Source organism: Streptococcus constellatus (genome assembly GCF_902167705.1).
Taxonomy (GTDB): domain Bacteria; phylum Bacillota; class Bacilli; order Lactobacillales; family Streptococcaceae; genus Streptococcus; species Streptococcus constellatus_A.
In genome coordinates this window covers 72,515-99,091 of the sequence record NZ_CABHMZ010000029.1, presented here as the reverse complement: position 1 = coordinate 99,091, position 26,577 = coordinate 72,515, and the positions used below count along the sequence as shown (strand labels likewise).

At 41.3% G+C, this 26,577-nt stretch carries 23 protein-coding genes, 3 pseudogenes and 1 riboswitch; of the genes and pseudogenes, 10 read left to right on the top strand and 16 right to left on the bottom strand.

Annotated features, from left to right (window positions below):
* Positions 1-133 precede the first annotated feature (133 nt).
* The 4 genes from FQ204_RS10550 to rpsF form a co-directional block, all read right to left on the bottom strand.
* Positions 134-283: a hypothetical protein gene (locus FQ204_RS10550; RefSeq protein WP_186289954.1), complete on the bottom strand. Its 150-nt coding sequence runs from the start codon at positions 281-283 to the stop codon at positions 134-136.
* 229 nt (positions 284-512) lie between these two features.
* Positions 513-752: a 30S ribosomal protein S18 gene (gene rpsR, locus FQ204_RS09455; RefSeq protein WP_000068664.1), complete on the bottom strand. Its 240-nt coding sequence runs from the start codon at positions 750-752 to the stop codon at positions 513-515.
* A gap of 36 nt (positions 753-788) precedes the next feature.
* Positions 789-1,280 carry a single-stranded DNA-binding protein gene (locus FQ204_RS09450; RefSeq protein ID WP_144210982.1) on the bottom strand — a complete coding sequence of 164 codons (492 nt, stop codon included), beginning with the start codon at positions 1,278-1,280 and terminating at the stop codon, positions 789-791.
* A gap of 11 nt (positions 1,281-1,291) precedes the next feature.
* Positions 1,292-1,582, bottom strand: coding sequence for a 30S ribosomal protein S6 (gene rpsF, locus FQ204_RS09445; protein ID WP_144210980.1), 291 nt, complete (start codon positions 1,580-1,582; stop codon positions 1,292-1,294).
* Between the two features lie 278 nt (positions 1,583-1,860).
* Here rpsF and FQ204_RS09440 point away from each other — a divergent pair, with 278 nt between their 5' ends.
* From FQ204_RS09440 to FQ204_RS09430, 3 genes and pseudogenes are all read left to right on the top strand, one after another.
* Positions 1,861-2,904, top strand: a complete 1,044-nt coding sequence (locus tag FQ204_RS09440; RefSeq protein ID WP_144210978.1) for a bifunctional glycosyltransferase family 2/GtrA family protein — start codon at positions 1,861-1,863, stop codon at positions 2,902-2,904.
* A pseudogene (locus FQ204_RS09435) lies at positions 2,901-3,806 on the top strand (phosphodiester glycosidase family protein). The gene FQ204_RS09440 and the pseudogene FQ204_RS09435 overlap by 4 nt, the downstream one beginning before the upstream one ends.
* A complete protein-coding gene (locus tag FQ204_RS09430) occupies positions 3,781-4,191 on the top strand; it encodes a hypothetical protein (RefSeq protein ID WP_144210976.1) in 411 nt (136 codons plus the stop codon). Before FQ204_RS09435 ends, FQ204_RS09430 begins: the two are co-directional and overlap by 26 nt.
* Before the next feature lie 155 nt (positions 4,192-4,346).
* On the opposite strand, the gene FQ204_RS09425 is transcribed toward FQ204_RS09430, so the two are convergent.
* The 3 genes from FQ204_RS09425 to FQ204_RS09415 form a co-directional block, all read right to left on the bottom strand.
* Positions 4,347-5,516, bottom strand: a complete 1,170-nt coding sequence (locus FQ204_RS09425) for an MFS transporter (RefSeq protein WP_144210973.1) — start codon at positions 5,514-5,516, stop codon at positions 4,347-4,349.
* Positions 5,517-5,578: 62 nt separating this feature from the next.
* Complete coding sequence (locus FQ204_RS09420; RefSeq protein ID WP_144210970.1) at positions 5,579-7,015, bottom strand: 6-phospho-beta-glucosidase; 1,437 nt, start codon at positions 7,013-7,015, stop codon at positions 5,579-5,581.
* A gap of 12 nt (positions 7,016-7,027) precedes the next feature.
* Entirely contained in the window at positions 7,028-8,890 is a 1,863-nt protein-coding gene (locus FQ204_RS09415) for a beta-glucoside-specific PTS transporter subunit IIABC (RefSeq protein ID WP_144210968.1), read from the bottom strand.
* 148 nt (positions 8,891-9,038) lie between these two features.
* Here FQ204_RS09415 and FQ204_RS09410 point away from each other — a divergent pair, with 148 nt between their 5' ends.
* On the top strand, positions 9,039-9,896 hold the full coding sequence (locus tag FQ204_RS09410) for a MurR/RpiR family transcriptional regulator (protein WP_144210967.1): 858 nt from the start codon (positions 9,039-9,041) through the stop codon (positions 9,894-9,896).
* Positions 9,897-9,907: 11 nt separating this feature from the next.
* On the opposite strand, the gene FQ204_RS09405 is transcribed toward FQ204_RS09410, so the two are convergent.
* The 6 genes and pseudogenes from FQ204_RS09405 to metE form a co-directional block, all read right to left on the bottom strand.
* Positions 9,908-10,714 carry an MBL fold metallo-hydrolase gene (locus FQ204_RS09405; RefSeq protein ID WP_144210964.1) on the bottom strand — a complete coding sequence of 269 codons (807 nt, stop codon included), beginning with the start codon at positions 10,712-10,714 and terminating at the stop codon, positions 9,908-9,910.
* Positions 10,715-10,931: 217 nt separating this feature from the next.
* Positions 10,932-11,525 carry a histidine phosphatase family protein gene (locus FQ204_RS09400; RefSeq protein WP_144210962.1) on the bottom strand — a complete coding sequence of 198 codons (594 nt, stop codon included), beginning with the start codon at positions 11,523-11,525 and terminating at the stop codon, positions 10,932-10,934.
* A gap of 11 nt (positions 11,526-11,536) precedes the next feature.
* Complete coding sequence (locus FQ204_RS09395) at positions 11,537-12,379, bottom strand: Cof-type HAD-IIB family hydrolase (RefSeq protein WP_144210961.1); 843 nt, start codon at positions 12,377-12,379, stop codon at positions 11,537-11,539.
* Between the two features lie 12 nt (positions 12,380-12,391).
* Positions 12,392-13,861 (bottom strand): glycoside hydrolase family 1 protein, encoded by a 1,470-nt coding sequence (locus FQ204_RS09390; protein ID WP_144210959.1) that lies wholly within the window; start codon positions 13,859-13,861, stop codon positions 12,392-12,394.
* Positions 13,862-14,166: 305 nt separating this feature from the next.
* Positions 14,167-15,009 (bottom strand): annotated as a pseudogene (gene metF / locus FQ204_RS09385) (methylenetetrahydrofolate reductase [NAD(P)H]); the annotation flags it as partial.
* Positions 15,006-17,135 (bottom strand): annotated as a pseudogene (metE, locus tag FQ204_RS09380) (5-methyltetrahydropteroyltriglutamate--homocysteine S-methyltransferase); the annotation flags it as partial. The pseudogenes metE and metF, both read right to left, overlap by 4 nt.
* Before the next feature lie 263 nt (positions 17,136-17,398).
* Positions 17,399-17,486: riboswitch (TPP riboswitch) on the top strand.
* Between the two features lie 82 nt (positions 17,487-17,568).
* Between metE and FQ204_RS09375 the strand changes: the two are divergent.
* The 6 genes from FQ204_RS09375 (at position 17,569) to FQ204_RS09345 (ending at position 23,016) form a co-directional block, all read left to right on the top strand.
* A complete protein-coding gene (locus FQ204_RS09375; protein WP_144210957.1) occupies positions 17,569-18,129 on the top strand; it encodes an ECF transporter S component in 561 nt (186 codons plus the stop codon).
* A gap of 1 nt (position 18,130) precedes the next feature.
* Positions 18,131-19,465: an ATP-binding cassette domain-containing protein gene (locus FQ204_RS09370; RefSeq protein WP_144210955.1), complete on the top strand. Its 1,335-nt coding sequence runs from the start codon at positions 18,131-18,133 to the stop codon at positions 19,463-19,465.
* Complete coding sequence (locus FQ204_RS09365; protein ID WP_144210953.1) at positions 19,462-20,115, top strand: energy-coupling factor transporter transmembrane component T; 654 nt, start codon at positions 19,462-19,464, stop codon at positions 20,113-20,115. The genes FQ204_RS09370 and FQ204_RS09365 overlap by 4 nt, the downstream gene beginning before the upstream one ends.
* 468 nt (positions 20,116-20,583) lie before the next feature.
* Positions 20,584-21,210: an alpha/beta fold hydrolase gene (locus tag FQ204_RS09355; RefSeq protein WP_144210951.1), complete on the top strand. Its 627-nt coding sequence runs from the start codon at positions 20,584-20,586 to the stop codon at positions 21,208-21,210.
* A gap of 127 nt (positions 21,211-21,337) precedes the next feature.
* Entirely contained in the window at positions 21,338-22,246 is a 909-nt protein-coding gene (locus tag FQ204_RS09350; RefSeq protein ID WP_144210949.1) for an ATP-binding cassette domain-containing protein, read from the top strand.
* A gap of 11 nt (positions 22,247-22,257) precedes the next feature.
* Positions 22,258-23,016 (top strand): ABC transporter permease, encoded by a 759-nt coding sequence (locus tag FQ204_RS09345; RefSeq protein ID WP_144210947.1) that lies wholly within the window; start codon positions 22,258-22,260, stop codon positions 23,014-23,016.
* Positions 23,017-23,065: 49 nt separating this feature from the next.
* Here FQ204_RS09345 and FQ204_RS09340 read toward each other — a convergent pair whose 3' ends face one another.
* The 3 genes from FQ204_RS09340 to FQ204_RS09330 form a co-directional block, all read right to left on the bottom strand.
* Positions 23,066-23,914: a sensor histidine kinase gene (locus tag FQ204_RS09340; RefSeq protein ID WP_186286784.1), complete on the bottom strand. Its 849-nt coding sequence runs from the start codon at positions 23,912-23,914 to the stop codon at positions 23,066-23,068.
* A 23-nt stretch (positions 23,915-23,937) separates the two neighbouring features.
* Positions 23,938-24,615 carry a response regulator transcription factor gene (locus FQ204_RS09335; RefSeq protein ID WP_144210943.1) on the bottom strand — a complete coding sequence of 226 codons (678 nt, stop codon included), beginning with the start codon at positions 24,613-24,615 and terminating at the stop codon, positions 23,938-23,940.
* A 199-nt stretch (positions 24,616-24,814) separates the two neighbouring features.
* Positions 24,815-26,254: a 6-phospho-beta-glucosidase gene (locus tag FQ204_RS09330; protein ID WP_144210941.1), complete on the bottom strand. Its 1,440-nt coding sequence runs from the start codon at positions 26,252-26,254 to the stop codon at positions 24,815-24,817.
* Positions 26,255-26,577: the final 323 nt, after the last annotated feature.

Here is a 26,577-nt window from a genome sequence, read left to right as displayed (position 1 = left end):
TTAAGTTCTGCTAGGTAGGCTAAGATACCAAGCTTAGGTGAGAATGGATTATTACAGTTATAGTCATTCAATTTATACCTAAAGGCAACCACACATCTGTAAACTCGCAAAAGCGAAAACAGCGCTGCCTTTTTTATTGCTTTATTAACTCGCCTTGCCTAACTTCAGTTACACCTGTAGCTTGTTTCCTAGTGTAAAAAGTAAACTGAAAGACTGTATCTAATAATCTCTCTTTATTCTCACAACTAACGAGTACAACATTTAAATCCTTAATATCTTTCATCATGTTTCTCTATTTCAAAAAATAAATTACGTTCATTCTAGCAAAAGTCTTCATCAATATCAATTTTTTACCTGTATTTATTTCTGAAAACCGCTGAAAAATGAGTTTTTAAGTCAAAAACGTACCTTTTAATATTTTGAGCATAAGAAAAGCAACCTATTTCAGTTGCCGAATTGAATTTTTTAAAAAAAGAGCATGGATTTATGGAAACCATGTTCTTTTTAATTTTTTAGTCTTCATTTACGAAAGGCATCAAAGCCATCACGCGAGCGCGTTTGATTGCTGTTGTTACTTTACGTTGGTTTTTAGCTGAAGTTCCGGTTACACGACGAGGAAGGATTTTCCCACGTTCTGAAACGAAACGGCTAAGAAGCTCAGTATCTTTGTAATCAACATATTCAATCTTGTTTGCTGCAATGTAATCAACTTTTTTACGGCGTTTAAATCCGCCACGACGTTGTTGAGCCATGTTCTTTCTCCTTTATATATTTATTCTGTTTGTCCATTAAAATGGTAGATCGTCATCTGAGATGTCCATTGGATTGGTATTTCCAAATGGATTTTCATCACGAGAAAAGTTGGGTACTTGATTGGCAGAAGTTGAGTTCCCAAAATTGGAAGATGAATTTCCGAAGTTATTAGAAGCATAGCCACCAGAAGATTGACCTTCACGACTGGCACGGCTTTCTAGTAGTTGGAAATTATCCGCTACGACTTCTGTCACATAGACACGTTGACCTTGCTGATTTTCGTAGTTACGCGTCTGAATCCGACCAGTAATTCCGATAAGAGCTCCTTTTTTAGCCCAATTTGCAAGATTTTCTGCCTGCTGGCGCCAAATCACAACGTTAATGAAATCTGCTTCTCGCTCGCCACTTTGATTTTTAAAGTTGCGATTGACAGCAAGAGTAAAAGTTGCGACCGCTTGATTTTGCGGAGTATAGCGAAGTTCGGCATCTCGGGTCATCCGACCCACAAGTACAACGTTATTTATCATAGTAACCCTTCTTATGCGTCAAGTTTGACGATCATGTGACGAAGAATGTCAGCGTTGATTTTTGAAAGACGGTCAAATTCATTCAAAGCGATAGCGTCTTCAGCCTCAACGTTTACGATGTGGTAAAGTCCTTCACGGAAATCTTGGATTTCGTATGCAAGACGACGTTTTTCCCAGTCTTTTGATTCAACAACAGTTGCACCGTTGTCAGTCAAGATAGAGTCAAAGCGTGCTACCAAAGCGTTTTTTGCTTCTTCTTCAATGTTTGGACGAATAATATAAAGAATTTCGTATTTAGCCATTGATTTTTCCTCCTTTTGGTCTAATGACCCCCAGCCATTGCAAGGGGTAAGTGAGGTTTTCTCACGAATAACTATTATACTAAACTTTCTGAGAAATAGCAAGAAAAATTCGTATGTGTTTTTTTGAAACGCCTTATAACACCTTCTTTTTTAGCATATTTTTCTTTACATTTTCCACTTCAAAACCTTAAAGAAAGCTGATATCAGTTAGCTTTAAGCTAGCCTCTCTATACTAGTGTGTAACTTTTCTATCACTCTTCTAAGAAAGGAGTAAACCTATGAACTATTTAGTAATTCCCGCTTACAAACCTGACCTCAATCTCCTTCATCTTTTGCAAAAAGTGAAGGCAAAGAGTTTACTGCAAGTCTTTGTAGCCAATGACGGCAGTCCGACTAGTTATGATTCGATTTTTCAGGAAGCTCAAAAATACGCTACGGTTCTAAGCTATATGACCAATCAAGGCAAGGGGCAGGCATTAAAAACTGCTTTTTCTTATATTGATTCCTTAGGTCAATATGGGACAGTGGTCACAGCTGATGCGGACGGTCAACACAAAGTGTGGGATATTTTCCGAGTGAGCAAAAAGGCTCAAGAAAACCCAAATCACTTGATTATGGGAGCGCGTTCTTTTTCTGGCAACGTTCCTTTGCGTTCAGCTTTTGGAAATAAATTAACACGATTTCTGTTTAAGCAACAGACTGGTGTTTCCGTAACAGACACCCAAACAGGACTTCGTGGATTTACAACCAACATGATTCCATTTATGTCGGAGATTGAAGGGCAGCGTTATGAATATGAAATGAATATGTTGCTAGCTGCTTCCAAAGAATATCCTATCATTGAAGTTCCAATCGAGACAGTTTATATCAATGACAATCAAGCTTCTCACTTTAGACCCGTACGCGACGGGCTTATGATCTACAAAGACATGTTTAAATTTGCTCTTTCTTCAATTAGTAGTTTTTTGATTGACTATATCGTCTATGCTCTGGCCCTCTTAGTGCTTGCTGCGGTGCCAACTAGTCTCAAAATTTTACTAGCAAACGGAGTGGCCCGCGTCACTAGCTCGATTTTCAATTATTCCGCAAATAAAAAACTGGTCTTTAAAAATAAAGACAGTGTCGCCAAAACAGGGACTGGTTATTTCGGATTAGCCTTGGGCTTGTTTATCCTTGACACCCTTTTGATTAGACTCTTTTACGCCATCTTCGGTCTCAATTTGCTGATTGTTAAAATCATTGTCGGCGCTCTACTTTTTTGCCTATCTTGGCTCGTCCAAAAAAAGTTTATTTTCAAAGAAAGGACTCACACCTTATCATGAAATTTTTAAAAAAATCCTATGCTTATGCTAGTCTCTTTGGTATTTTTCTGACAGGGGCGTTTACCTACTCAATGTTAAAAACCTTTGTCCTGTCAGAGGCTATTACAACGGTCAAAAGTTCTTCTAACTCAACGAGCACAACAACTGCTAAAACTGCAACAAATGCAACAATGACTGATACAAGCTATCAGGATGATAATATTTCTATTAATCTAACTACAAAAACCGTCAGCAACACGAAAGTGTACATTGCAGATATTACAGTCAGCTCGTCTGAATATCTCAAAACCGCTCTAGCGTAAAATACTTATGGAAATAATGTGACTGCTAAGACTTCTGTCACAGCAGCCAATAACAACGCCATTCTTGCTATCAACGGAGACTACTACGGAGCCAACACGACTGGCTATGTTATCCGTAACGGTGTCGTCTATCGAAATACAGTACGAGAAGATGCTAGCAATGGTGATTTAGCAATTTATAAAGATGGGAGTTTCGGAATTGTTTACGAAAATGATGTTTCTGCTGAAGACTTGGTTAAAAATGGTGTTGTAAATCTTCTTGCCTTTGGTCCGACTTTGGTTGAAAATGGTAAGATTACTGTTTCAAGCAATTCGGAAGTGGGGCAATCCATGTCTTCTAATCCACGTACAGCGATTGGGATTATTGATGAAAACCATTATATTATCGTCGTATCAGACGGTCGAACTTCAGAAAGCGCTGGGCTTTCTCTTTACGAACTCGCAGAAGTTATGAAGTCTTACGGTGTGAAAACAGCCTACAATCTGGACGGCGGTGGTTCGTCTACTCTTTATTTCAATGGAAAAGTTGTCAATAAACCAACGACAAACGGAACGATTTCAGAAAGGGCGGTGAGTGACATTGTCTACATCGGTTACTAAAGCAAGTAAGAAACGCTTTAAAAAAACAGCGGTGGTTTACACCTTAATCACAGTATTTTTCTTCATTTTCAGTCGTATTTACGAGCACTTCAGCTTTGGAGAGACTTCAGTCTATATGCATTATCTCCTTGGAGTACCACTGATAGGAGGGATGGTGCTTCTGATTTTCCAAAAAATGATTCCTAATCTTTCACGGCTCAGTCTCAATCTTTGGAATTCTGCGGTCGCAACCATTACTACGGGTGTGCTCTTTCGTGGCATTGTCAACCTGTCTGGACGCTCCACCACAATGGATCTCCCCTACTGGTATGTAGGAATTGTGCTTACTGGATTAGCTCTGCTCTCCATGATCTTCACCAGAAGCGTGTGGGTGATAGAAGAATAGTTTTTACGTTACCTATCAAAAGGACTTCAACAAGGTCGAAAAACAAGCCAAACAGTTTATCATTGATGCTGATTCAGATGAAATGTTAAACAAAACAAAGGAATAATAGATTTGTAAATCCGAAAAAATTTTTCCGCAAATAAAAGCCTCCATGGTTATGAACGGAGGCTTTTTGTACGTGTCATTATACTAAAGATGAGTGTCAGCAAGGCTAAGAGGAACACTAGACCAGCTTCTACCAAATAAATAGAAGAAACGGTTTTGAGCTGAAAGAGATTTTGCAAGAGGCGGACGCTGACAGGAGCAAAAGCAGAACCGATGTTAAACCCTGCTAAAAGGAGAGAAGTCCGCTGTTCTCCTGATCCATCAGTGACTTGATTAGCACGATTGAGAAGAAAAGGAATGAAGGTTCGAAAAGACAGACCAGATAACAAACACATGAGCATAATAAGCCAGACTTGATGTGTAAGAGCTAGACCCAAAAGCGACAGGGCTAAAAGACTAAAAGCCAAGGGTAGCAACCATTGTTTGAAGAAAGCTTCGGCTCTTCCAAATAGAAAACCCGCTCCCATGGCACCAATTCCCATTAGAGCCAGTGCATTACTGCTGTCACGCGCAGTTCCAAAGCCACCTTCGGTCAAAAGAGAGGTCAATTTGACAGAAATGGACATATAGACCGTGATGAGAATGACCAAAAGAAATAGGTAAATAACAAAAGATAAATCCAGCTGAAACGGCTTTTTTGCTTGTTTTGTCGTCTCCAACTCCGACGCTTCATTCTGTAAATCTGGTACAAATAAAGTGAAGAGCAGAAAAATTGGGATGACCATCAGATAGGTCCAAAGCGTATGCCGCCAGCCACCAACGACCAAATAAGCCACTAGAAAGGACGTCACAATCCCGCCCATTCCTTCAAATGCTGACTGATAACCAATCATATCTGATAATTCTTTGTCTTGATACATGGCAGCTGAAAAACTGAAAAGCAAGGGATTGAAGAAACCGACACCAATCCCAAAGCCAATCCGAGTAGCAAAAAGAATCCAAAAATTACTAACAAAAATTGGCAATATTCCAGAAATAAATAGGAGAATCAAACCTAATTGAACGGTCAGTTTATATCCAATTTTCTTAGCCAGTCTGGGACTAAAAAGTACCGTCAGCATGGTAAAGAGAGCAGGCAGAGTCCCTAAAAGCTCAACAAATGTCGCATTCATTTCCCTATATTCTACTGTAATTTCAGGGAGAGAAGGGAGGATGACTCCTGATGAAATCACCAAAAGAGAAACGAATAAAAGAGAAATTTTTGTTATGTATTTTTTCATCTCAATGTCACATCTTCTTTCTTTAGACAATTGGGAGAGAGCACTTGGGTCATTCTGCTCTATTATTGCGGACTGGTTAAGTCCTCTCCGTTGCTCACGATGACTTGCTTGTACCAGTCGAATGATTTCTTCTTGCTACGTTTAAGGCTGCCCTTTCCTTCATCGTCACAATCTACATAAATGAAGCCATAGCGTTTGCTCATTTGACCAGTGCTAGCTGCTGTCAGATCAATACAGCCCCATGAAGTGTAACCCATAAGCTCTACTCCGTCCACTTCAACCGCTGCTTTAAACGCCTTGATATGTTCACGCATATAATCAATGCGGTATTCATCATCCACATAACCATTCTCATCTGGCTGGTCTTTTGCTCCCAGACCATTTTCTACGATAAAGAGCGGTTTTTGATAGCGGTCATAGAGCTGATTGAGGGAATTGCGCAACCCCTGCGGGTCAATCTGCCAACCCCACTCGGTTGATGGCAAATAAGGGTTTTTGATGGATTTGAAAAGGTTTCCAGTCGTTGCTTCATAATCTTCTGGATGAGAACTGACTGTTCGCGAGGCATAATAAGAGAAAGAAACAAAGTCGACCGGATTTTCAGCTAAGACTTTTAAATCTTCCTCCGTCATCTGAATCGAAAGTCCTTCCCGCTCAAATTTCTTTAAAGCGTAGCGCGGATAGCGACCACGAGCCTGAACATCAATGAAAAAGTACTCTCCGTGGTCACGCTGAATGGCTTCAAAATAATCTTCTGGTCGGCAAGTATAAGGATAGTGGCTTCCACCTGCTAACATACAGCCAACTTGATTTTCAGGGTCAATTTTATGTGCCAATTCCGTCACACGCGCAGAAGCCACCAATTGATGATGAGCGGCTTGATATTTGACTTCTTCGACATTCTCATCTTCTGAGAAAATCAAGCCTCCTCCAACAAAGGGCTGGTGCAAGAGAATATTGATTTCATTGACTGTCAGCCAGTAGCGAACCAAGCCCTTGAAGCGAGTCATGACTGTTTCTGCATAATGCACATAGGCATCAATCATGCGTCTGTCACGCCAAGCACCGTATTTTTTAATCAAAGCAACTGGTACATCAAAATGAGCTAGAGTCACCAAAGGCTCAATCTTATGTTTTTTTAATTCTTGAAAAATCTTTTCATAGAAGACTAGACCTGCCTCATTTGGTGTTTCATCGTCCCCATTTGGAAAAATTCGCGTCCAAGAAAGTGACATACGATAAACTTTAAAGCCCATCTCTGCAAAGAGCTGAATATCTTCTAGATAGTGGTGGTACATATCAATAGCATTTTCAGAAGGGTAAAAATAATCTGCTTTGCGTTCCAGATTATTCAATTTTCCTGCAGCAATTGCTGCGCGATCTGCTCCAATCGGCAGGAGATCTGTATTAGTCAGGCCGCGACCTCCTTCTAACATTCCGCCTTCTGTTTGGTTGGCGGCTGTTGCACCGCCCCATAAAAATTCCTTTGGTAATGCCATGATTTTCTCCTTCTATACTTGTGCTTTTAAAACAATTTGCCCTGCAGCTTGACGACCTTTTTCAAGCAAGTCAATCGTCTGATAATTGGCAGTATTGGTGACAATTACTGGTATCTGTGTTCCATACCCTGCAGCTTGAATCTCATCCAGCTCAAAACTTAGTAATTTTTGCCCGCTTTTCACTCTATCTCCTTCTTTGACATAGGTTTCAAAGAATTGACCGTTCAATTCAACCGTATTCAAACCAACATGAATCAGCAATTCAACACCTGTATCAGATAATAGTCCAATGGCATGTTTAGTCGGAAATACTGTTACCACTTTCCCATCAAAAGGAGCGAGCACTAATTCTTCGCTAGGTTCAACCGCAAAGCCTTTCCCAAGCGCTTCAGAAGCAAAGACTGGGTCTTCAACTTGGCTTAGCTCAATAATCGTTCCTCCGATTGGATTGGCAACAGTGGCATCTGCAATCGTAATTGTTTTTTCCGTTACTGCTTCTGCCGTTGCTGTCGCTTTTTCGTATTTTAAAGATAAGAAATAGGTGATAATAGCTGTTGAAATAACCGTAATCCCCATGGCAATGATAATATTCCAGAAGAATTCCATCGTATTATTTCCAATATAAAGCAGAACTGCTGGAAGCCCAGATGAACCTGTTGCAAAGCGGTGCACATGGGTTAATCCGGCATAGAGACCACCCAAACCACCACCAATCATGGAAGCATAGAGCGGATATTTCTTCGGTAAGCTAATTCCGTATAAGATAGGCTCTGTAATTCCCATATATCCTGTAATAGCACCAGAAGTCGCTACTTGTTTCGTTTTAGCATTCTTCGTTCGGAAAGCGACCACAGCTGATGCTGTCGCTTGAGCCATATTGGAACAAAGAGCTCCCGGTCCAAAGATAGAGTCATACCCTAACTGAGACATCTGCATAATGCCAAGAGGCGCAATCCCATTGTGTATGCCAAACATGACCATAATAGGCAAGAAACTTCCGATTAAGACAGCTGGCGCCCAACTAGCAGACTCGGCTAAATAGTTAAAGACATTAGCTAGAAGCCCACCGAGGATAGAACCGATTGGTCCTAAGACGGAGAAAGCCAATACACCCATTACAAGAAAAGTAAGCAAGGGAACAAAGACTAGTTCAACAGACTTTGGAATAACCCGATTTAGGAATTTTTCAAGATAAGCTTGAACAAAAATCACCAAAATAATCGGAATCACCGATGAAGAATAACTTGCTAGAGTAAAAGGAATCACTTCAAAAAAGTGAACTGCCTTCCCAGCCGTTACCAAAGCTGACCAATTAGGATGCAGCATCATCGCTGCCACACCAACTGCTAATATGGGATTGCATTTTAATTTCTGAGCCGTTGTAAAAGCTAAAATCATAGGCAAGAAATAAAATACACCGTCCGCAAAAACATTAAACATATAGTAGGTCTGCGAATCTGTAGAAATAATTTTAAAAACAACCAACAAAGCTAAAACAGCTTTAATCATACCAGCGCCAGAAAGAGCTGGAATCACAGGCTGAAACACACCAGCCACAAAATCAATCACCTTTTGAAAAATGCTGGACTCATCTTTTGTATCTGCATCTTCAGCAGTATTTGTCAGGTCTACATACTTTGCAACTTCTTCAAATACGTCCTTAACATGAGTTCCAATAACGACTTGGTGAACACCAGCATTTACCAAATACATCGTAACACCATCAAGATTTTCCAACTTTTCTTTGTTTACTTGCCCTGCATCCCGCAGTTTAAAACGCAGGCGAGTCTGGCAGTGATAGACATCGCTGATATTTTCTTTTCCACCGAGGCAGCTGATAATATCTTTTGCTAATCCTTCGTATTTCTGAGACATGTTTTTTCCTCCGTCAAACATTTTTCTTGACCTTATTATAAAAAAGGAAGTAGAAAAAAAGAAGTTTTTTTGGTAAACTTGGTATGCGGTTTCATTTTCTTCAGAAAATTAGACAAAATCATGAAACAAACTGAAATAGGAGGAAGAGATGACACTATTAAAAAACATTGCCAACTTACGAAATGACAAAGGGTCAAAGGGCGTCATCGCCTCTTATATTCTGGAGCATTTGGAGAGCATTGAGCAGCTTTCCATGGATGAGATTGCTCAGGAAACCTATGTCTCCAAGCCGTCTCTCGTTCGTTTTGCTCAGCATCTCCATTTTAAAGGCTGGAAGAACTTCATCCCTGTCCTCATCCGAGAAAAACATTACGAAGACAGCCATTATTCTGACATTGATCACAACTTACCTTTCACAGAGCAGGATACAATGGAGAGTATGGTGCAGAAAATCGCCATTATCGAAAAGGAAAGTATTCAAGATACGGCTGATAAATTGCAGACGAAAGACTTAGAAAGGGCTGTGCAACTTCTGGAAAAATCTACCCGCATCGTTATCTTTGGCCTCAGTCCTAACAATTACTTAGCCAGCGTCTTTCGCCGCAAAATGATGTCTATCGGCAAGACTGTTGAAATTGCTCAAGCTGGGGAATTTGGTCTGACTGCCAATAGCATGGATAAAGAAGATTTAGCGCTTATCATCTCTTACTCTGGCAATGCGCCCGAAAGTGAGACCCTCCGTATTCTTCCTATTCTGCAAAAAAAGAAAGTCGCGCTTATTGGATTGACCAAAGAAGCAGATAACTATGTCCGACAAACGATAGAAACCTGCTTTACCATTTGTACCCGCGAAAGCTATTTCAAAAAAATCGGTAATTTTTCTACTGAGGAATCCATTCTCTTTATCCTCAACGCTCTCTACGCAGCGTATTTCAAGTCTAATTACTGGAAAAACTACAGTTATCGCTTACATATCTTGGAAGATTTAGAAAAAGAAAGAAAATGATGGCCAAGCCATCATTTTTTCTTGAGTTCAAAAGGTTGACCGGCTGCTAAAATATGTACCCGCTCTGGGTTGTCAATCCGACCTTCCAAAACAGCTGGATCTCCGTTAAAGACCGCCCAATCTGAGTCCACCGTTCCCCAGTGCTGTAAAATCAAATCCGCCTGAGGATAATGATTGGCTACTTTTATAGCATTTTCCGTTCCAATGTGCCAAGAATCATTACAGAAGTCAAAGAAGATAAGATCCGGTTCGTCCAAGTCCATAAATTCAGGTAAAAAGCGAGAGTCACCAGGCACCCAAATCTTGCCATCCTTGGTTTCAATCCAAAAACCGCAGAAATCTTCAAATTGGAATACTCGATCATATTTCTTACGTTCATTTTGCCAAGCATGATCAGCTGGTGTCAGAGTTACCTGTACATCGCCAACTGAAAAACTGCTATGAATATCGTGACCTGTACCGTCAATATCAAATCGTTCCTTCATCAAATCCTTGACATAGTGAGGGGCATGATAAGAACCGACCTTGCCTTTTGTATTTTCAAAAAAACTATTAGAGAAATGATCATTATCAGAATGCGTGATAAAGACACTCTCTAGCTGAGGAATCTCCTTGCTGGATAAAGGCATGTCAATCAAGAGAGGCATGTCGAAATCCTCCAAGACTGGATCGACCATAATATTGGTTCCTCGATGATTGATATGAAGACCAGAATTACCCAACCAACGAAGCACCGTCCCGTCTATTTTTTCAAAAGCCTCTACTCCATATGGCTGAGTTTGTGGTGGAGTAGCCTGTTTTTTCTGTGTAACTGCCATTCGTCTTTCCCTCTTTCTTTTCTATACTCAAGCAACATCAACACCAGACTCGTCAAAAATCTCAAAGTCAGGATTGACTTGATGTCGGAAGAGTAGTAAAAATATCTTTGATAGCTTCAGTATAATCCTTTCTTAGACAGAAAACATTCTCTTAGACCAAAGTTGAAATAGAATTTTACAATTTATTCAATCATTAAAGAAAGAATGAAACTCTTTTTCATTTTTCTTTCCAGCCACTAAAATCGTGATTGATGACCTCTTCCAAATAGAATTGATCATCTTCGAAAGAAAATCTCAAAATACCACAGTTGAGCATGTGACCCAGATTATTCAGCCGCCAGTTGTCTTCCCAAACATATGCAAAATTAGCCATAGCACCACCGTGAGATACCATGAGAATAGACTGCCCGTCCGTTTCCTGCATCAGCTTCAAGATAGTCTCTGCCATTCGCTCTCGAACTTGGTCTTGAGATTCCCCACCGTAGGTCACAAAAAAGTCTTCATAAGGCAAGGGTGGATTGAGATCTTCGCTTTCTCCTTCAAAAGTTCCAAACCCCCATTCCTTTAGTCCTTTCACTCGCTGGTAAGGAAGGCTGCGATTTGTGACAATTTCCAAAGTATCACAGGCTCGTTCAGATGTTGAGCTGTAGGCTGCATCAAACGTAATCCCTGCATTTTTGAAATAGTACCCAGCCACCTGAGCCTGATACACTCCTAAGTCCGTTAAAGGGGCATCACACCACCCTTGAATCCGATGCCGTTTATTGAATAAAGTTTGCCCGTGTCGCATCAAATAAAGTGTTTTTGTCATAAACTGTTCCTCTAAAGAAGTCCTAATTTTTCAAATGCGTTGTAGAGACCGTCCTCAGCCACGTCATCTGTCACCATATCCGCCATGGCTAATATTTCTGGACCACCATTCCCCATAGAAACCCCAACTTGACAATATTCCAACATTGGAATGTCAATCTTGGCATCTCCAAAAGCAATCGTATCTTCTTTTTTCGCCCCCAAATGCTCTAACAGCACATCAATCGCATGAGCTTTCGTAATATCCTTAACTCCTAAGTCGCCAAAGAGAGCTTCTTCCCCACGACCGCCCCAAGTACCAGCTTTCAACTCTGGAAAAGCATCCTTCGAGTCCAAATGATCTTGATAAGAAGTGAGAATAAAGCTGATTTTATTTAGATCATCTCGGTAAAGCTCGCCGCCAAAGACCATACCGTGCATCACATCCTCAACTTCTTGATGTTCAACTTCTGCATCTGTTTTCCCTTTTTTCTTGGCATAAAGTTTCATGACCGGACGCGCTGCATCACGAAAATGTTCACTAGCAAAGAGACCGTTGTTGCTTTCTAAATAAAATTCCAATCCTCTCTCATGCAACCAATCTACAACTCTCTTTTCTACTTCTAAAGGAATCAGCTGATGCATGATAACCTGACCTTCATGCTCCACATAAGAACCATTCCCACCAATCATACCGTCTAAACCGATAGCCCAGATTTCCTCTGGCATTTCCGCCTTACTGCGCCCTGTACAAACATAGACTAAATGCCCATTTCCCCGCGCCTGACGAATAGCCTGGATAGCGGATTCTGGAATGCGGTTGTCATAGTCTACCAAAGTTCCGTCTACATCTAAAAAGATAATTTTTCTGCTCATCTGTTTACCTCTCTATTCTTCCAAGGCCGCTGCGCCGTTTGTTTCAATCACTTTCTGATACCAGAAGAAAGAATCCTTGCGGGAGCGGTCATAGCTTCCATTTCCCTCATCGTCTGCATCCACATAGATAAATCCATAGCGCTTGCTCATCTCAGAAGTAGAGGCAGAAACCAAATCAATACAGCCCCAAGGTGTGTAACCCATAAGCTCCACTCCGTCCTCAATCGCTTCATACATTTGCTCAATGTGAGCCTTGAGATAGTCAATTCGGTAGCTGTCGTGGATAGAGCCATCTGCTTCTACTTTATCCAAAGCGCCTAATCCATTTTCTACGATGAAAAGCGGGACCTGATAGCGGTCATAGAGCTTATTGAGGGTAATGCGCAGACCCACTGGGTCAATTTGCCAACCCCAATCAGAGGCTTCTAGATAAGGATTTTTTTCACCCAAGGAGAAATTGCCTGCAGTTCTTTCACCTTCTTCTGTTCCTTTAGCACGCGCTACAGAAGACATGTAATAGCTGAAGGACATAAAGTCCACCGGATACTGCGCTAGCAATTCCAAATCCCCGTCTTCAATTTTCAACTCAATACCATTTTGTTTGAAAAAGCGTCGAGCATAGCTTGGATATTTTCCGCGCACCTGTACATCAGAGAAGAAAAGATTTTCATGGTCCTGCTGAATTTCTTCCATAACATCCAAAGGATTGCAAGTCGCTGCATAGGACTGCATACGCGCCAACATCATACCGACTTTAAAGTCTGGATTGATTTCCCGTGCTGCCTTGACTGCTAAACTGCTGGCTACAAACTGATGATGAGCTGCTTGATACAAATCTTGGAAATTTTGTTTACCGTCTTCAAAAAGCAGTCCTCCGCCGACATAGCCAGAAATCCCCATAACATTGATTTCATTAAAAGTCAGCCAGTACTTAACTTTATTTTTATATCGCTCAAAAACCGTTCGCACATAGTGCTCGAAAAAGCCGATAACTCGACGATCTTTCCAGCCACCATATTCTAACGTCAAATGAATCGGTGTCTCATAGTGCGACAGGGTCACCAAAGGTTCAATGCCATATTTCAAGAGCTCGTCAAAGACCGCATCGTAAAAAGCCAGCCCTTCTTCATTAGGCTCCACCTCGTCTCCGTTAGGGAAAATCCGACTCCAAGCGATAGAAAGGCGGAAAGTCTTAAAACCCATTTCCGCAAAAAGAGCAATATCTTCCTTGTAACGATGATAAAAGTCAGAGCCCCAGCGCTTAGGATAGAGGCCTTCCTTATCATTAAGAGCAGCTTCTACTTTTTCTCTGGTCATGGGTGCGGCAAAACCTTCCATATTTTGACGCTCCTCAGGGCGTACAGCTTTGGCTGTATCAGACGTAGCCGGACCGCGACCACCTAAATCCCAGCCACCTTCATACTGATTAGCAGCAGTTGCACCGCCCCACAAAAAACCATTCGGAAACTGTTTTTCTGTCATTTCATTCACCTCGTTCTTTCGTTACTTCTATTATACTCTTTTTTGTAACCCCTTTCTTGTAGAATAGTCATAAATACTGATACTATTCTCTTCTATAAAATGAGCATTTTACACGATCATGAAAAAAGCTGGGACAAAAGTCTCCAGCTTCAAAGTACACGAGGTAGTGGCTGATTGCTTAAAGTACCGCTTGAACTTACAGATAGAGCGTGCGAAGCAAGACTCAATGCTATTCGCTTTTTAAACTCGGAAGACTACCTTTGACGAAAACTTTGTTTTCTTAGTCTCCCAGACTGTCTCACGCCCTAACTTGATACTTTATTATTAAAAAATGTATGTGTCGCCTGATAAATTTGATGAGCAGTATTGGAATTGTTCATTGTATATAGATGAACACCCGCCACATCTTGAGTGACTAAGTCAACAATTTGGTCAATCGCATAGGCTAATCCTGCTGCTCTAAGAGACTCTGGATCATATTCATATTTATCCAAAATCGTTTTAAATTTTCTCGGCAAATGAATATTTTCGCAGGTTTTAAGCAAACGCAGGGCTTGATTACGATTTAGAATCGGCATAATCCCTGCATGAATGGGAACTTCAATCCCAGCCAGAGTACATCTTTCTTGAAAATCATAAAAACGCTCATTATCAAAGAAAAGTTGAGTGACCAAACTCGAACAGCCTGCATCTACTTTCTTTTTGAGATTCTTGATATCTGAAACTCGGTCTGGTGAATCTGGATAGCAAGCACCAATAATTTCAAAATGCGGTGCCTGTTCCTTAATATACTCAATCAAATCCGTCGCATAGGTAAAATCTTTCTTTGGCTCCATATTTGGAAAAATATCTCCTCGAAGTGCCAATACCTTATGCACACCTACTCTATCAAGAGCTTCTAGCGTATCTGAGACCATCTCCTTGGTCAAATACACCGCAAGCAAATAAGCAATCGTTGGAATCTGCAGATCATTGTAAATAAAATCAGCCAAACGAACCGTTGTCTCTTCAATATTAAATTTACGATTACTCGCAGTAACACTGATGAAATGTGGTGCCAAATCCTGCATCTCTTTCAATGCTGGGATGATTGTTTCATTGCCTACTGTTGGATTTGGAGGAAATACTTCAAATGAGAGAGATGGACTTTGGCTAGGATTGCTTCGATAGTGTGGTCGATTTCCCCTTCATTTGGCACGCGCGGTGAGTGAATATCGTAAACCCCAGGGCCCACTTCGGTTTGGAAGTTTTGTGCCTTGAGTTCGTCCAGAATTTCCAGATTGGAGCGGCTGGCTTCAAAGGAAATGACATCGGCATCCATATTGTCAATGGCTGGGATAATATCGGTAAATTCTGAATAACACATGTGGGTATGGATCTGGGTATTCGGCGCTACGGTCGAGTGAACCAGACGGAAGGCTGGAATAGCCCAGTCCAGATAGTCCTCATACCAGTCACTACGGCGAAGCGGCAGTTTTTCACGCAGGGCAGCCTCGTCGATCTGGATGATCTTGATACCGGCTGCTTCCAAATCCAGGACCTCATCCTTGATAGCCAAGGCAATCTGCAGGGTAGAATCCTTGATGGAGATGTCTTCGCGTGGGAAGGACCAGTTGAGGATGGTTACAGGCCCTGTCAGCATACCCTTGACTGGCTTGTCAGTCTGGCCTTGAGCATAGCTGGACCATTTAACAGTAATCGGGTTGAGACGGGTTACATCGCCCCAGATGATTGGCGGTTTAACCCCACGCATACCGTAGGATTGGACCCAGCCATTCTTAGAGAAGAGGTAGCCAGACAGGTTTTGACCGAAGTACTCTACCATGTCATTGCGCTCAAACTCTCCGTGGACCAGGACGTCAAAACCGACTTCCTCCTGCCACTTGATCCATTCGTCAATCTGCTCAGCCAGGAACTTGTCATAGTCCTCCTGGGAAAGCTCACCCTTACGGAAGGCCAAACGCTTAGCACGGACTTCCTTGGTTTGAGGGAAGGATCCGATGGTCGTTGTTGGCAGGGGCGGCAGGTTGAGGGCTTTTTCTTGGATGGCTTCGCGCTCTGCAAAGGCTGGCAGGCGGGTATAGTCTGCGTCTGTCAGAGCAGCCAGTCGGGCAGCCAGCTCAGCATTTTGACCGACACGCTCAGTAGCAAAGAGTGCTTTATTCGCAGCCAGGGCTTCTGCACCACCGCCATTGCGGATGGCATCCAGGTCACGAATTTCATCCAGCTTTTCAACTGCAAAGGCGAAATGCTTGAGGATAGCTTCTTCAAAGTCTTCATTGGCTGTGGTGAAAGGCACATGCAGGAGAGAGCAAGAGCTGGTCAGCACGACCTTCTCAGCTGGTACCTGCTCCAGGACAGCCAGGCTCTTTTCATAGTTGTTGCGCCAGATGTTCTTTCCATTGACGATACCGGCATAGAGGGTCTTGTCCGCTGGGAAACCAGATTTGACCAGCTCCAGGGTCTTCTTGCCTTCGACAAAGTCCAGACCGATGGCATCGACTGGCAGCTCGACCAGATCAGCATAGATGTCACGAACATCGCCAAAGTAGGTTTGGATCAGGACTTCCAGGCCTTTCTTGTCCGCCAGAAGCTTCTTGTAAAGGTCCAGGAAGAGAGCTTTTTCAGCTGCTGACAGGTCCTTGACCAGGCTTGGCTCATCCAGCTGGATGCGCTCAGCTCCCAGCTCGGCCAATTTGGCAAAGACTTCTTGGTAGGCCGCTACCAGAGCATCCACAAAGTCCTCTGCTACGACACCCTCATCAAAGTCAGATACCTGCAGAAGGGTGAATGGTCCCACCACGACCGGACGGGTCAGGAGGTCCAGTTCTTTGGCTTCCGCAAACTCATCAAAGATTTTGCTGCCGGCCAATTTAACCTGAGTATCCTTTTCAAACTTCGGCACGATGTAATGGTAGTTGGTATTGAACCACTTCTTCATCGGCAGGGCACGGACATCTCCTTTTTCTCCTTGGTAACCACGGGCCAGGGCAAAATAACGCTCCAGGTCCGTCAGGTCCAAACCTTGCACAGATGACGGCACTACGTTAAAGAGGAAGGCTGCATCCAAAACATTGTCATAGTGAGAAAAGTCATTGGATGGAATCTCTGAGATTCCCTTTTCTTGGACCAGCTTCCAGTGCTTAGCGCGCAGCTCCTTAGCAGCCTCCAAGAGCTCCTCAGCTGAGATTTCATTTCTAAAGTATTTTTCAGTGGTAAACTTTAATTCGCGGAATTCTCCCAAACGCGGGAAACCAATAATCGTAGTTGACATAGTCATCCTCCAAAATTTCTTGTTGAACCTATCTTATCAGAAAATTCCAAACCTGTATAATTGGAATTTTTTGGTTTTTCCTATAGTTCAAAACTATAACCGAATTCCAAATATATATTAAACGTTGATTTCATCGCATGTCGTTTAACATTTTATGATTTGATATAGTTTAAAACTATGACAATCCAGCGAATTTAAACTTTTGAAATCCTTTTCTTGCTATTTTTGAAAATAGATGTTAGAATAGCAACATAATAAAAAGCAAAGAACATTTGGGGTGCTGAGGCTGAGATTATACCCATAGAACCTGATGCAGTTAATGCTGCCGCAGGGAAATGTATAAGAAAGACCAAACCGTTCTAATCATTTGTGTGATTAGATTTTATTTTGTCGTGCCAAAACTCCTCATCTGCTTTGTTAGAAGGAGTTTTTTATGTTTGAAAAATGGAGTTTACGAGATGTTATCCTCTTAGCTCTTTTGGCTATTTTATTTGGAGGAATCTTTGTTGGTTCAGGCTTCCTTTACAATATTTTGACAGCTATTTTAGCACCAGCCGGTTTAGAGCCTTTTGCGAATGAAGTTTTATTTGGTCTTTGGTGTATGGCAGCTCCTATGGTAGCCATGCTCATTCGTAAAGCTGGCAGCGCCACGATTGGAGAAGTCCTTGCAGCCCTCGCCGAGGTACTGTACGGCAGCCAATTTGGCATGAGCACCTTGATTTCTGGGCTCATTCAAGGGTTTGGTAGTGAGCTTGGTTTTGCAGTGACGCGATACAAACGCTATGATTGGCTATCGCTGACTTACAGCGCCATTGGTACGACTCTTTTGAGCTTTACCTATGAATATTTCAAAATTGGTTACTATGCTTTCAAACCCGGTTTTGTCTTAGCATTGCTTGTTGTCCGCTTCCTCTCTGTCTTCTTCTTCTGTGCTGTTCTAGTCAAAATTATTATGAATCTTTACGACAAGATTAACCAAGCTGCTGGTAAATAATATGAAATTAACATTAGAGCACATTTATTTTAGAGATGTCTTTGAAGATTTAACTTTCGCCTTTGAAACAGGAAAAATGACGCTCTTGATTGGTGATACTGGTGTTGGCAAATCAACCCTTTTCCGGATTTTAACAAATTTCAATGAACTAGATTTCTCTGGAGAAGTAAAATTAGGTGACACACTGCTATCCCATTTACCTATTCATGAACGGGTCACCTACCTCAGTATGATGTTTCAAAATCCAAGTCGTCAATTCACCATGCCAACTCTCTATGAGGAATTGATTTTTACATTGGAAAATCTCCAGACACCCGCTGACCAGATTGACGAAAAAATTCAGCATGCGGTTGCTCTGGGCAAAGTGGAGCACCTGCTTCATCGGGACTTTCTGACCTTATCTGGTGGAGAAAAGCAACAAGTCTCTCTAGCGGTTCTGCTGGCTATGGATTCACAGATTATCCTATTAGACGAGCCCTTTGCTTCTGTCGATCAAGAAGCACGCAAGCGCTTGATTCATTTACTAGCAGATTTGACAAAAATAGGGAAAACGGTGATTCTGTGCGACCACGATCGTAGCCTCTATGCTGACTATGTTGACCACCTTGTTGAATTAAAAAATGGTGAGCTTTTTGAACGAGATGTAGCTTTTTTAAAAAAGGAGCTCCCAAGCTATCAGCTGGCACGTGAAAATCCCCAGCGAAGTCCTCTCTTACAATTGCAGCATGTCTCCTGTCAATTTGACTCAAAAATACTTTTTACGATTGAGGATTTTACTTTTCAGCAAGGTATTACGACTCTCATCGGAGCTAACGGTGCCGGAAAATCAACTCTCTTTCGTGCCATTTTGCAATTACAAAAGTACAAAGGCAATATGAGTTATCAGGGACGAAAAATTAAGAAGAGCAAGCAATTGTATCGCCATATTACTGCCGTTGTTCAAGATGCTGAAAAGCAATTCATTCGGACGACACCCGCAGAAGAATTAAACCTGCCTTCTCTTTCCAGTGAAAACCAAGCAAAGGTACAAGAAGCTTTGGATTTATTTGGTTTAGCGGACAAAATGGATTCTAGTCTTTTTCACTTGAGCGGCGGACAGAAAAAAATCATTCAATTATTGGCTATCCTGACCTTGGAAACCCCTGTCATACTCATGGACGAGCCCTTTACTGGCTTAGATAAAAAAGCCTGTGATTTTTTTGCTAATTGGATCAAAGAAAAAGCTGCACGACAGAGCTTCATTATCATTTCTCACCGCTTAGAGCCTTTGGACGGCATTAGTGATTACTTGGTAGAGCTGACATCTCACGGGCTGACAGAAAGGAGAGCGCTATGAAAAAAGAAGAAACAAATGTCCTAGCACTCTTGCTCCTTCTCATTGTATTGACGTTAGAAATTTCCTTTGTCCGCTCAACATGGCTCAACTGCGCTATTGTCGCAGGAACACTTATCTACCTTACTTACCTTAGAAAATGGTGGGGCATTTTCTGGGCCCTGCTCTTGCCCTTACTGCCGGCACTGGCAAACTACTGGGCCATTCAACTTCATGGTGACAACAGTCAGGCAATGATCCTATTTACTCGCTCCTTTGCTTTAGCCGCCTTGGGAATGACCTTTTTATACGGTGTCAATCTCAATCAGCTATTTCGCTATGGACATCAAAAAGGGCTTCCGAGTCATTTTACCTACGGACTGCTCGTTGTGCTAAACGCCATTCCAGTCATTCAAAAGGAGATTCAAGCAGTTCGCGAAGCCAGTCTCTTGCGAGGTAAAACCTTACATTTCTGGTCGCCAATCTTTTATATCAAAGCTATTTTTATCGCTTTCAACTGGCGTGATTCCTATGTAGAAGCTATGTATGCACACGGCTTTGATGAGACTGTCAGGCGAAGCTATTGCCGACATTTGGAAACCCCAAAAAGTGCAAGCCTTGTCTGTTTCTTGATTTTCCTCATCATCAATTTAACCCTTTTTATCCCAAAGTAAGATTGGATACAAAAAACACTGTGAAATTTATCGCAGTGTTTTTGTATATCTATTTTCATCGAACTTTCTACTCAATGTCCACACAGAAAGCATCCCAAGTTCCTTCAAGTAATCCAATTTACTTGTAATTCTTTCCGTCTCCATTGCTATTCATAAAGCTTTTGGGATAAATCTGATAAATCACGGCAGCATGCTACCATTTCTTTGCATTAGACATCTCACTTTCTTCTTTTTTCACTTTCCATACTATACAAAATTTGAATCATTTGCAAGCGTTTTCATTGAATTTTATTCTTTTTAGAAGGCCTTTTTATCCACTTAAAGTCGGTCATCGTCTAATTCTATCGCAACACAAGCACCGTCTTTATGCTATAATGATATCAAGTAAGCCAATTTATGATAGATTTTAATAGGTTTACTCTTACAATCGTTCCCATCTCTTTTGCTGAAAATAAAAAGGAATCACTCATGAAAATCATTTTTTTACACGGACTTGGACAGGATAAACACTCTTGGGATAAAGTCCGTGAACTTCTGCCACAATATGACACCGAGGCTTTAGACCTCTTTTACACAAATAACAACATCATGACAGTCTCTCAGCTAGAACAACACCTTTGTCAGGAACTTCAAGCCATCAATGAGCCATTTGTTCTAGTTGGATTGTCTCTCGGTGGAACTCTTGCCTTAAAGGTGGGGCAACAATTTCCTCAGCTCCAAGCACTCGTTTTATCAGGAACTCAATATAAACTAAGCTCCAATCTACTCTATAAACTCCAGCTGCTTATTTTCTCTTGCCTACCAGACTCCCTATTTAAAAAAGAGGGGCTTCATAAAAAATCTTTTGTTGGTCTGTTAAAAGACTTGAAAAATTTAGATTTATCAAATCAATTAAGTGCAATACAACTTCCCAGCCTCATCATCTGCGGCAGCAAAGATTGGCCTAACCTGCCTTCCTCTAAAAAATTAGTTGCAGCTTTACCACAAGCAGATTTTGTTACACTTTCAGGTGGAAATCATACACTTAACACAGACCACCCTCAAGAAATGGCCGCTATGATTGAAAGATTTATCCTACAAAATTGTGAAATCTGAGGTTTTCTCAGATTTTTTAAATTTTAGAAATATTTGAGAATTGCTTGAGACTTATTTGACAGGCATTTTGTATACTAAATAGTGAAAAGAGGGAGAACTCTACGATAGAAAAAATGGAGGTCACGTTATGGAAACTGTTGTAAATGTGAAACACATCAGCAAGAGATTTGGACAACAACTCGCTTTGGATGATGTCAGTCTCACCGTGAAGCAAGGGGAAATTTACGGGCTAATTGGGAAAAATGGAGCTGGTAAGACAACGCTTATCAAAGTGATTACCCAGATGATTCAGCCCAATAGCGGTACGATTGCGCTCTTTGGCTCTTCTAATAAATCCGAATGGACGCACGCTCTCAAGCGAGTCGGTTCTGTCATTGAAGCACCCGCTGCTTACAATCATTTGACGGCCTATGAAAACTTAAACTATTGCTGCAAGATACGGCATATCCCAAATGCGGACAAGGTTATCCGAGAAACTCTCTCTTACGTCGGACTAACCAATACTGGTAAGAAAAAATTTCGAGATTTTTCTCTTGGAATGAAACAGCGCTTGGGCATTGCCATTGCACTTCTATCCAAGCCTGATCTAATGATTTTGGATGAACCGATTAACGGGCTTGACCCCGTCGGAATTAAAGAATTTCGTCAATTGGTGCAGCGTCTCAATGAAGAATTGAATATGACCTTCATCATCTCCAGTCATATTTTAAGCGAACTATACTTGGTCGCTACAAAATTCGGTATCATCGAAAACGGTCAACTTATCAAAGAAATCACTAAAGCAGAGTTTGAAGAAGAAAATGAAGATTATATCGTTTTGAAAACAAGTGACCTTGCTAGAGCAAGCAAAATCCTCCACGATCAACTAGGCTACCGTCTCAAAGTCGTGAATGCGACAGATGAAATACACATCTTCACTCACTCGCACGAAATCAACAAGATTGTTCAAACGCTAGGGGCAGAGAATGTTACCATTAACGAAATTTACTATGCTCGCCAAGATTTAGAAAAATACTTCACAGATTTGGTAGAATAGGGAGGTTTATCATGTTTCATACAATTCAAGCAGACTTTTATCGTCTTTTTCGCTCAAAAGGTTTTTGGATTACAGAATTCCTTTTTATCACCATACTCTTATTAGGTGTGCTATACGGTGTTGTGGGAAGTGTCGGGGTTCATACAGATACAAAAGCTTTAGAAAAACTGGGTGATAACGGAGGCTGGACTGGCTTTGAAGCTATCAATAAAATTTCCGGTAATTTTAGTAATACTATTATTTTTATTATTATCCTTGTTGTTTTATTGATTGGAATTGATCTCACTCAGAAATTATATAAAAATTCTATTACTAGTGGTATCTCACGGACAGAATTCTATTTATCTAAGTTTCTTGTTCTGGCAAGTCTCATCGTACTTCAATTGATTCTAACCTATTCCTCATTTATTCCTGCTACACTCATCAATGGCATGGGAACCGCACCCAAACATTTCCTTTCTAATTTTCTCATTACGATAGGGATTCAATTTATTTGTACCCTAGCTTGGGTTAGTCTTGTTTCTTTCGTACTGTATGCTACCAACTCTATTATAGCTGCTATTTTCACCTATTTTATCGGTATTTCCCTACTAAGTCTGCCAATTACCTTTTACCCAGATATTGATTGGTTTAACTACCTTAATATGCAATTTTATTTAAATATGGCATCTAAGCATGATATGGTATTTAAAACCATGACCATCGCTCTTCTCATTACACTTCTTTTTACATTTTGTGGTTTGCAAGTGTTTAAAAGAAAAGATTTATAACAAAAGAAAACAGCTAGTCAAAGATTAGCTGTTTTTCGGTATAAAATATTCACAAACGGATAAGCAATTCAAACCAATTTCCTTTAGCTTTCATGGTTAAATCACCGCCAAGAATATCTACCAGTTGTTGAGTGATATAAAGTCCCAAACCAGAAGATTCTTCCGTGTTAGAGAGGTTTTCAGAATAAAAGCGATTGGTTAATTTTTCCAAATGTTGAATGGGCTGACGGACAATGTTTTTTACACTTAAATGAATAGCCACATCTTTTCGGATTAAAGACAGCTGGGCAGTTTCCTTTCCATGCTTGAGGACATTACTCAGCATATTTTGGACAATCCGCTCCAAAATTTCTGGGTCTGACTCTATCATTAAACTCTCCTGCAAATTCACCTGTAGCTCAATTCCTTGCTTTTGAAAGGCATTATAATAAGGAAGCATTTGCTTTGCAACCAGTTTGGAAATGTCTATTTGCCGAAATTGTGGTCGAACTGCACCTTCCATAAGACGGCGGTATTCCATGAGAGCCTCCAGCCGTTTTGAAACGATGACGAGGTTTTCTGCTACTTTTGCTAACTGCTCATTTTCGTCACGTTTTTCTTTCATCAGCTGCTGAGTAAAGCCGCTTGCTATCGTCAGAGGCGTGCGAATATCGTGAGCAATATTGCTAATGGCCATATCCAAGGTTCTCTTTTCCTGACGAGCGATAAAACGTGTCTGCTCTACTTCTTGAAAGAGTTTTTCAACTTCATCTGCCAATTCAACAATCGTTTGGTTATGGTTTTGAGGTGTCAAACGAATTTCACTGCTTGTTTTTCGTTTTTCTCGAATCTGTGCCGACAGATTTTTCACTGCCAAATGGTAACGTAACAGCAAAATTCCAAGCAGACTGATGAACATAATTAGTATAAAATCAAGCACTCTCAGTCCTCCTTAAGCCGTACACCCAGTCCCCAAATTGTTTCGATATATTCTGTTGAATCATCCACTTGTGCCAATTTCTTACGGAGATTGCTGAGATGAGTGTTGAGCGTATTATCTCCCGGAAAATATGTCTCTTCCCAAATCAATTCAAACAGTTCTTCTTTTGTGTAAATCTTCTTAGGGTGACAAAGTAAGGTTTGAAATATCTGATACTCCTTCTTCCCCAAACGAACCCGTTTCTCACCATTGACCACTTCAAATGTATCTGGTGAAAGACGGATATTTTTTATCCCTTGAATTTCCGTTGCTTGCTCTTGTGAAAGGTGGTTGCGCAGCTGTACTGTCACACGCGCAAAAACCTCGTCTAGATCGAACGGTTTGACGATGTAATCATTCGCGCCGTCCAGCAAATACTGACTGACCAGCGACTTTTCTCCCAAAGCTGTCAGCATGACAACTGGAACCTGACTGCTTTTACGAATTTCTGCCAAGACCTGATCGCCATTTTTCCCTGGCAGCATAATGTCCAGTAGCACCAAATCAATCTTTTCCTGTGCAAAAACAAGCAGTCCTTCCGTTCCAGAATAAGCTGAAAAAACTCTGTGCTCAACTTGAAACAAATCTTTTAACAGTTCATGAATGTCGTTATTATCTTCAATGATTAAAATAGTAGCCATATTACGTCCATTTCCAACAAAATCTCTTATCCCTAGTGTAGCAAGGAAAAAGGCGGAAGTCAACGGAAAGCAAAAAGAGAGTGGGATGACGAAATCAAGTTTCTACGAAACTACTGATTTCTGTCCCACTCTCACCGAATTCTTGAAATAAGAAAGCCGATTAAAATGATTTTAAATTCTGTCTCACTCCACAATTGCTCTATTTCACACTTGCTCCATTGGTTGCGATGACTTCCTTATACCAGTTAAAGGATTTCTTCTTGGAACGTTTGAGTGTTCCGTTTCCATCGTTGTCACGGTCCACATAGATAAAGCCATAGCGCTTCTTCATCTCACCAGTTCCAGCGGAAACAAGGTCAATACAGCCCCAAGTAGTGTATCCTAGAAGTTCTACGCCGTCTTCATTGATCGCATCACGCATCGCCTTGACATGGGCTGCTAGATAGTCAATACGATAATCGTCTGCTACATAGCCATTTTCATCCGGTGTATCAACTGCTCCCAGACCGTTTTCTACGATGAACATGGGTTTTTGATAGCGATCCCAAATAACATTGAGGGTAATTCGCAAGCCCAGCGGGTCAATCTGCCAGCCCCATTCAGAGCTTTCCAGATAAGGATTCTTAAGCGAGGCAAAAATATTTCCCTGTGTTTTTTCATTGACCTTAGGATCACCAGAAGCCACTCGGCTGGAGTAGTAAGAGAAGGAGATGAAGTCAACCGTATAGTTTTTCAGCAATTCTAGGTCTTCCTCTGTCATTTCCACTTCAATACCCAAACGTTCCCATTTCTTTTTGGCATAGTTTGGATATTCACCTCTGGACTGTACATCAATGAAGAAATAGCTTTCTCTGTCTTCTTGTAAAGCTGCCCAGTAATCTGCCGGATTTGCTGTATTTGGATAATACTGACCCGCTGCCAGCATACAGCCAACCTTGTTTTCAGGGTCAATCTCATGGGCTAACTTGGTCGCAATAGCTGATGCTACCAATTCATGGTGAGCTGCTTGGTATTTGACCTGATATTCATTTTCCCCTTCTTCAAAGTAAAGTCCTGCTCCCATAAACGGTGCATGAAGGATCATATTGATTTCATTAAACGTCAGCCAGTATTTGACCAAACCCTTGTAGCGGGTAAAGAGAGTGCGACAAAGACGCTCGTAAAATTCGAGCATTTTGCGGTTGCGCCAGCCCCCGTATTCCTCAATCAAGTGCATCGGACAGTCAAAGTGAGTAATAGTTACCAAGGGCTCAATACCATACTTGTGGCATTCCTTAAAGAGATCTTCATAAAATTTCAGGCCTGCTTCATTGGGCTCCAGCTCGTCTCCCTTTGGAAAAACCCGAGACCAAGCAATAGAGAGACGGTAAGTCTTAAAGCCCATTTCGCCAAAGAGAGCAATGTCCTCTTTAAAATGGTGGTACATATCGATGGACTCTTTTGCTGGATAAAAATATCCATCCTCAAAGTCAAACATCTTTTTCTTACCAGTGATAATCGGTAAACGATCCGCACCAATCGGCACCACATCCACATTGGCAAGACCTCTGCCGTCTACATCGTAAGCCCCCTCACATTGGTTGGCAGCCGTCGCTCCGCCCCACAAGAAACCATCTGGAAATGTCAATTTTTCAACCATGTCTTCCTCCTTGTAATATAAAACGTTTTCTACACTTTATATTATAACAAACAAATAGGAAAGTTTCTTATAAAATCCTGTCAAATGTTGGTACTATTCTTGGTTAAATAAAAGAGGCTGGAACGAAAGTCTCCAGCTTCATAGTATACAGTGCAATAAACTAAGAACACCCTAGCCGATTGCTCAAAGCATTGCTTTTAGGTGGCGGATAGAACTTTCGAAGCAAGGCTCAAGGCTGTTCGCTTTTCAAGCTCGGAAGAGTACTTTTGACGAAAACTTCGTTTTCTTTATCCACCACCGCAATAGCCTCTTAGACTATTGAG

Bases quoted from the DNA above. Each gene is read 5' to 3' on its own strand.
- FQ204_RS09410 (WP_144210967.1), top strand. From the start codon at position 9,039: ATGACACTATTAAAAAACATTGCCAACTTACGAAATGACAAAGGGTCA.
- FQ204_RS09330 (WP_144210941.1), bottom strand. From the start codon at position 26,254: ATGGTTGAAAAATTGACATTTCCAGATGGTTTCTTGTGGGGCGGAGCG.
- FQ204_RS09395 (WP_144210961.1), bottom strand. From the start codon at position 12,379: ATGAGCAGAAAAATTATCTTTTTAGATGTAGACGGAACTTTGGTAGAC.
- rpsR (WP_000068664.1), bottom strand. From the start codon at position 752: ATGGCTCAACAACGTCGTGGCGGATTTAAACGCCGTAAAAAAGTTGAT.
- rpsF (WP_144210980.1), bottom strand. From the start codon at position 1,582: ATGGCTAAATACGAAATTCTTTATATTATTCGTCCAAACATTGAAGAA.
- FQ204_RS09370 (WP_144210955.1), top strand. From the start codon at position 18,131: ATGAAATTAACATTAGAGCACATTTATTTTAGAGATGTCTTTGAAGAT.
- FQ204_RS09440 (WP_144210978.1), top strand. From the start codon at position 1,861: ATGAACTATTTAGTAATTCCCGCTTACAAACCTGACCTCAATCTCCTT.
- FQ204_RS10550 (WP_186289954.1), bottom strand. From the start codon at position 283: ATGAAAGATATTAAGGATTTAAATGTTGTACTCGTTAGTTGTGAGAAT.
- FQ204_RS09450 (WP_144210982.1), bottom strand. From the start codon at position 1,280: ATGATAAATAACGTTGTACTTGTGGGTCGGATGACCCGAGATGCCGAA.
- FQ204_RS09390 (WP_144210959.1), bottom strand. From the start codon at position 13,861: ATGACAGAAAAACAGTTTCCGAATGGTTTTTTGTGGGGCGGTGCAACT.
- FQ204_RS09425 (WP_144210973.1), bottom strand. From the start codon at position 5,516: ATGAAAAAATACATAACAAAAATTTCTCTTTTATTCGTTTCTCTTTTG.
- FQ204_RS09375 (WP_144210957.1), top strand. From the start codon at position 17,569: ATGTTTGAAAAATGGAGTTTACGAGATGTTATCCTCTTAGCTCTTTTG.
- FQ204_RS09340 (WP_186286784.1), bottom strand. From the start codon at position 23,914: ATGTTCATCAGTCTGCTTGGAATTTTGCTGTTACGTTACCATTTGGCA.
- FQ204_RS09355 (WP_144210951.1), top strand. From the start codon at position 20,584: ATGAAAATCATTTTTTTACACGGACTTGGACAGGATAAACACTCTTGG.
- FQ204_RS09405 (WP_144210964.1), bottom strand. From the start codon at position 10,714: ATGGCAGTTACACAGAAAAAACAGGCTACTCCACCACAAACTCAGCCA.
- FQ204_RS09400 (WP_144210962.1), bottom strand. From the start codon at position 11,525: ATGACAAAAACACTTTATTTGATGCGACACGGGCAAACTTTATTCAAT.
- FQ204_RS09415 (WP_144210968.1), bottom strand. From the start codon at position 8,890: ATGTCTCAGAAATACGAAGGATTAGCAAAAGATATTATCAGCTGCCTC.
- FQ204_RS09350 (WP_144210949.1), top strand. From the start codon at position 21,338: ATGGAAACTGTTGTAAATGTGAAACACATCAGCAAGAGATTTGGACAA.
- FQ204_RS09335 (WP_144210943.1), bottom strand. From the start codon at position 24,615: ATGGCTACTATTTTAATCATTGAAGATAATAACGACATTCATGAACTG.
- FQ204_RS09345 (WP_144210947.1), top strand. From the start codon at position 22,258: ATGTTTCATACAATTCAAGCAGACTTTTATCGTCTTTTTCGCTCAAAA.
- FQ204_RS09365 (WP_144210953.1), top strand. From the start codon at position 19,462: ATGAAAAAAGAAGAAACAAATGTCCTAGCACTCTTGCTCCTTCTCATT.
- FQ204_RS09420 (WP_144210970.1), bottom strand. From the start codon at position 7,015: ATGGCATTACCAAAGGAATTTTTATGGGGCGGTGCAACAGCCGCCAAC.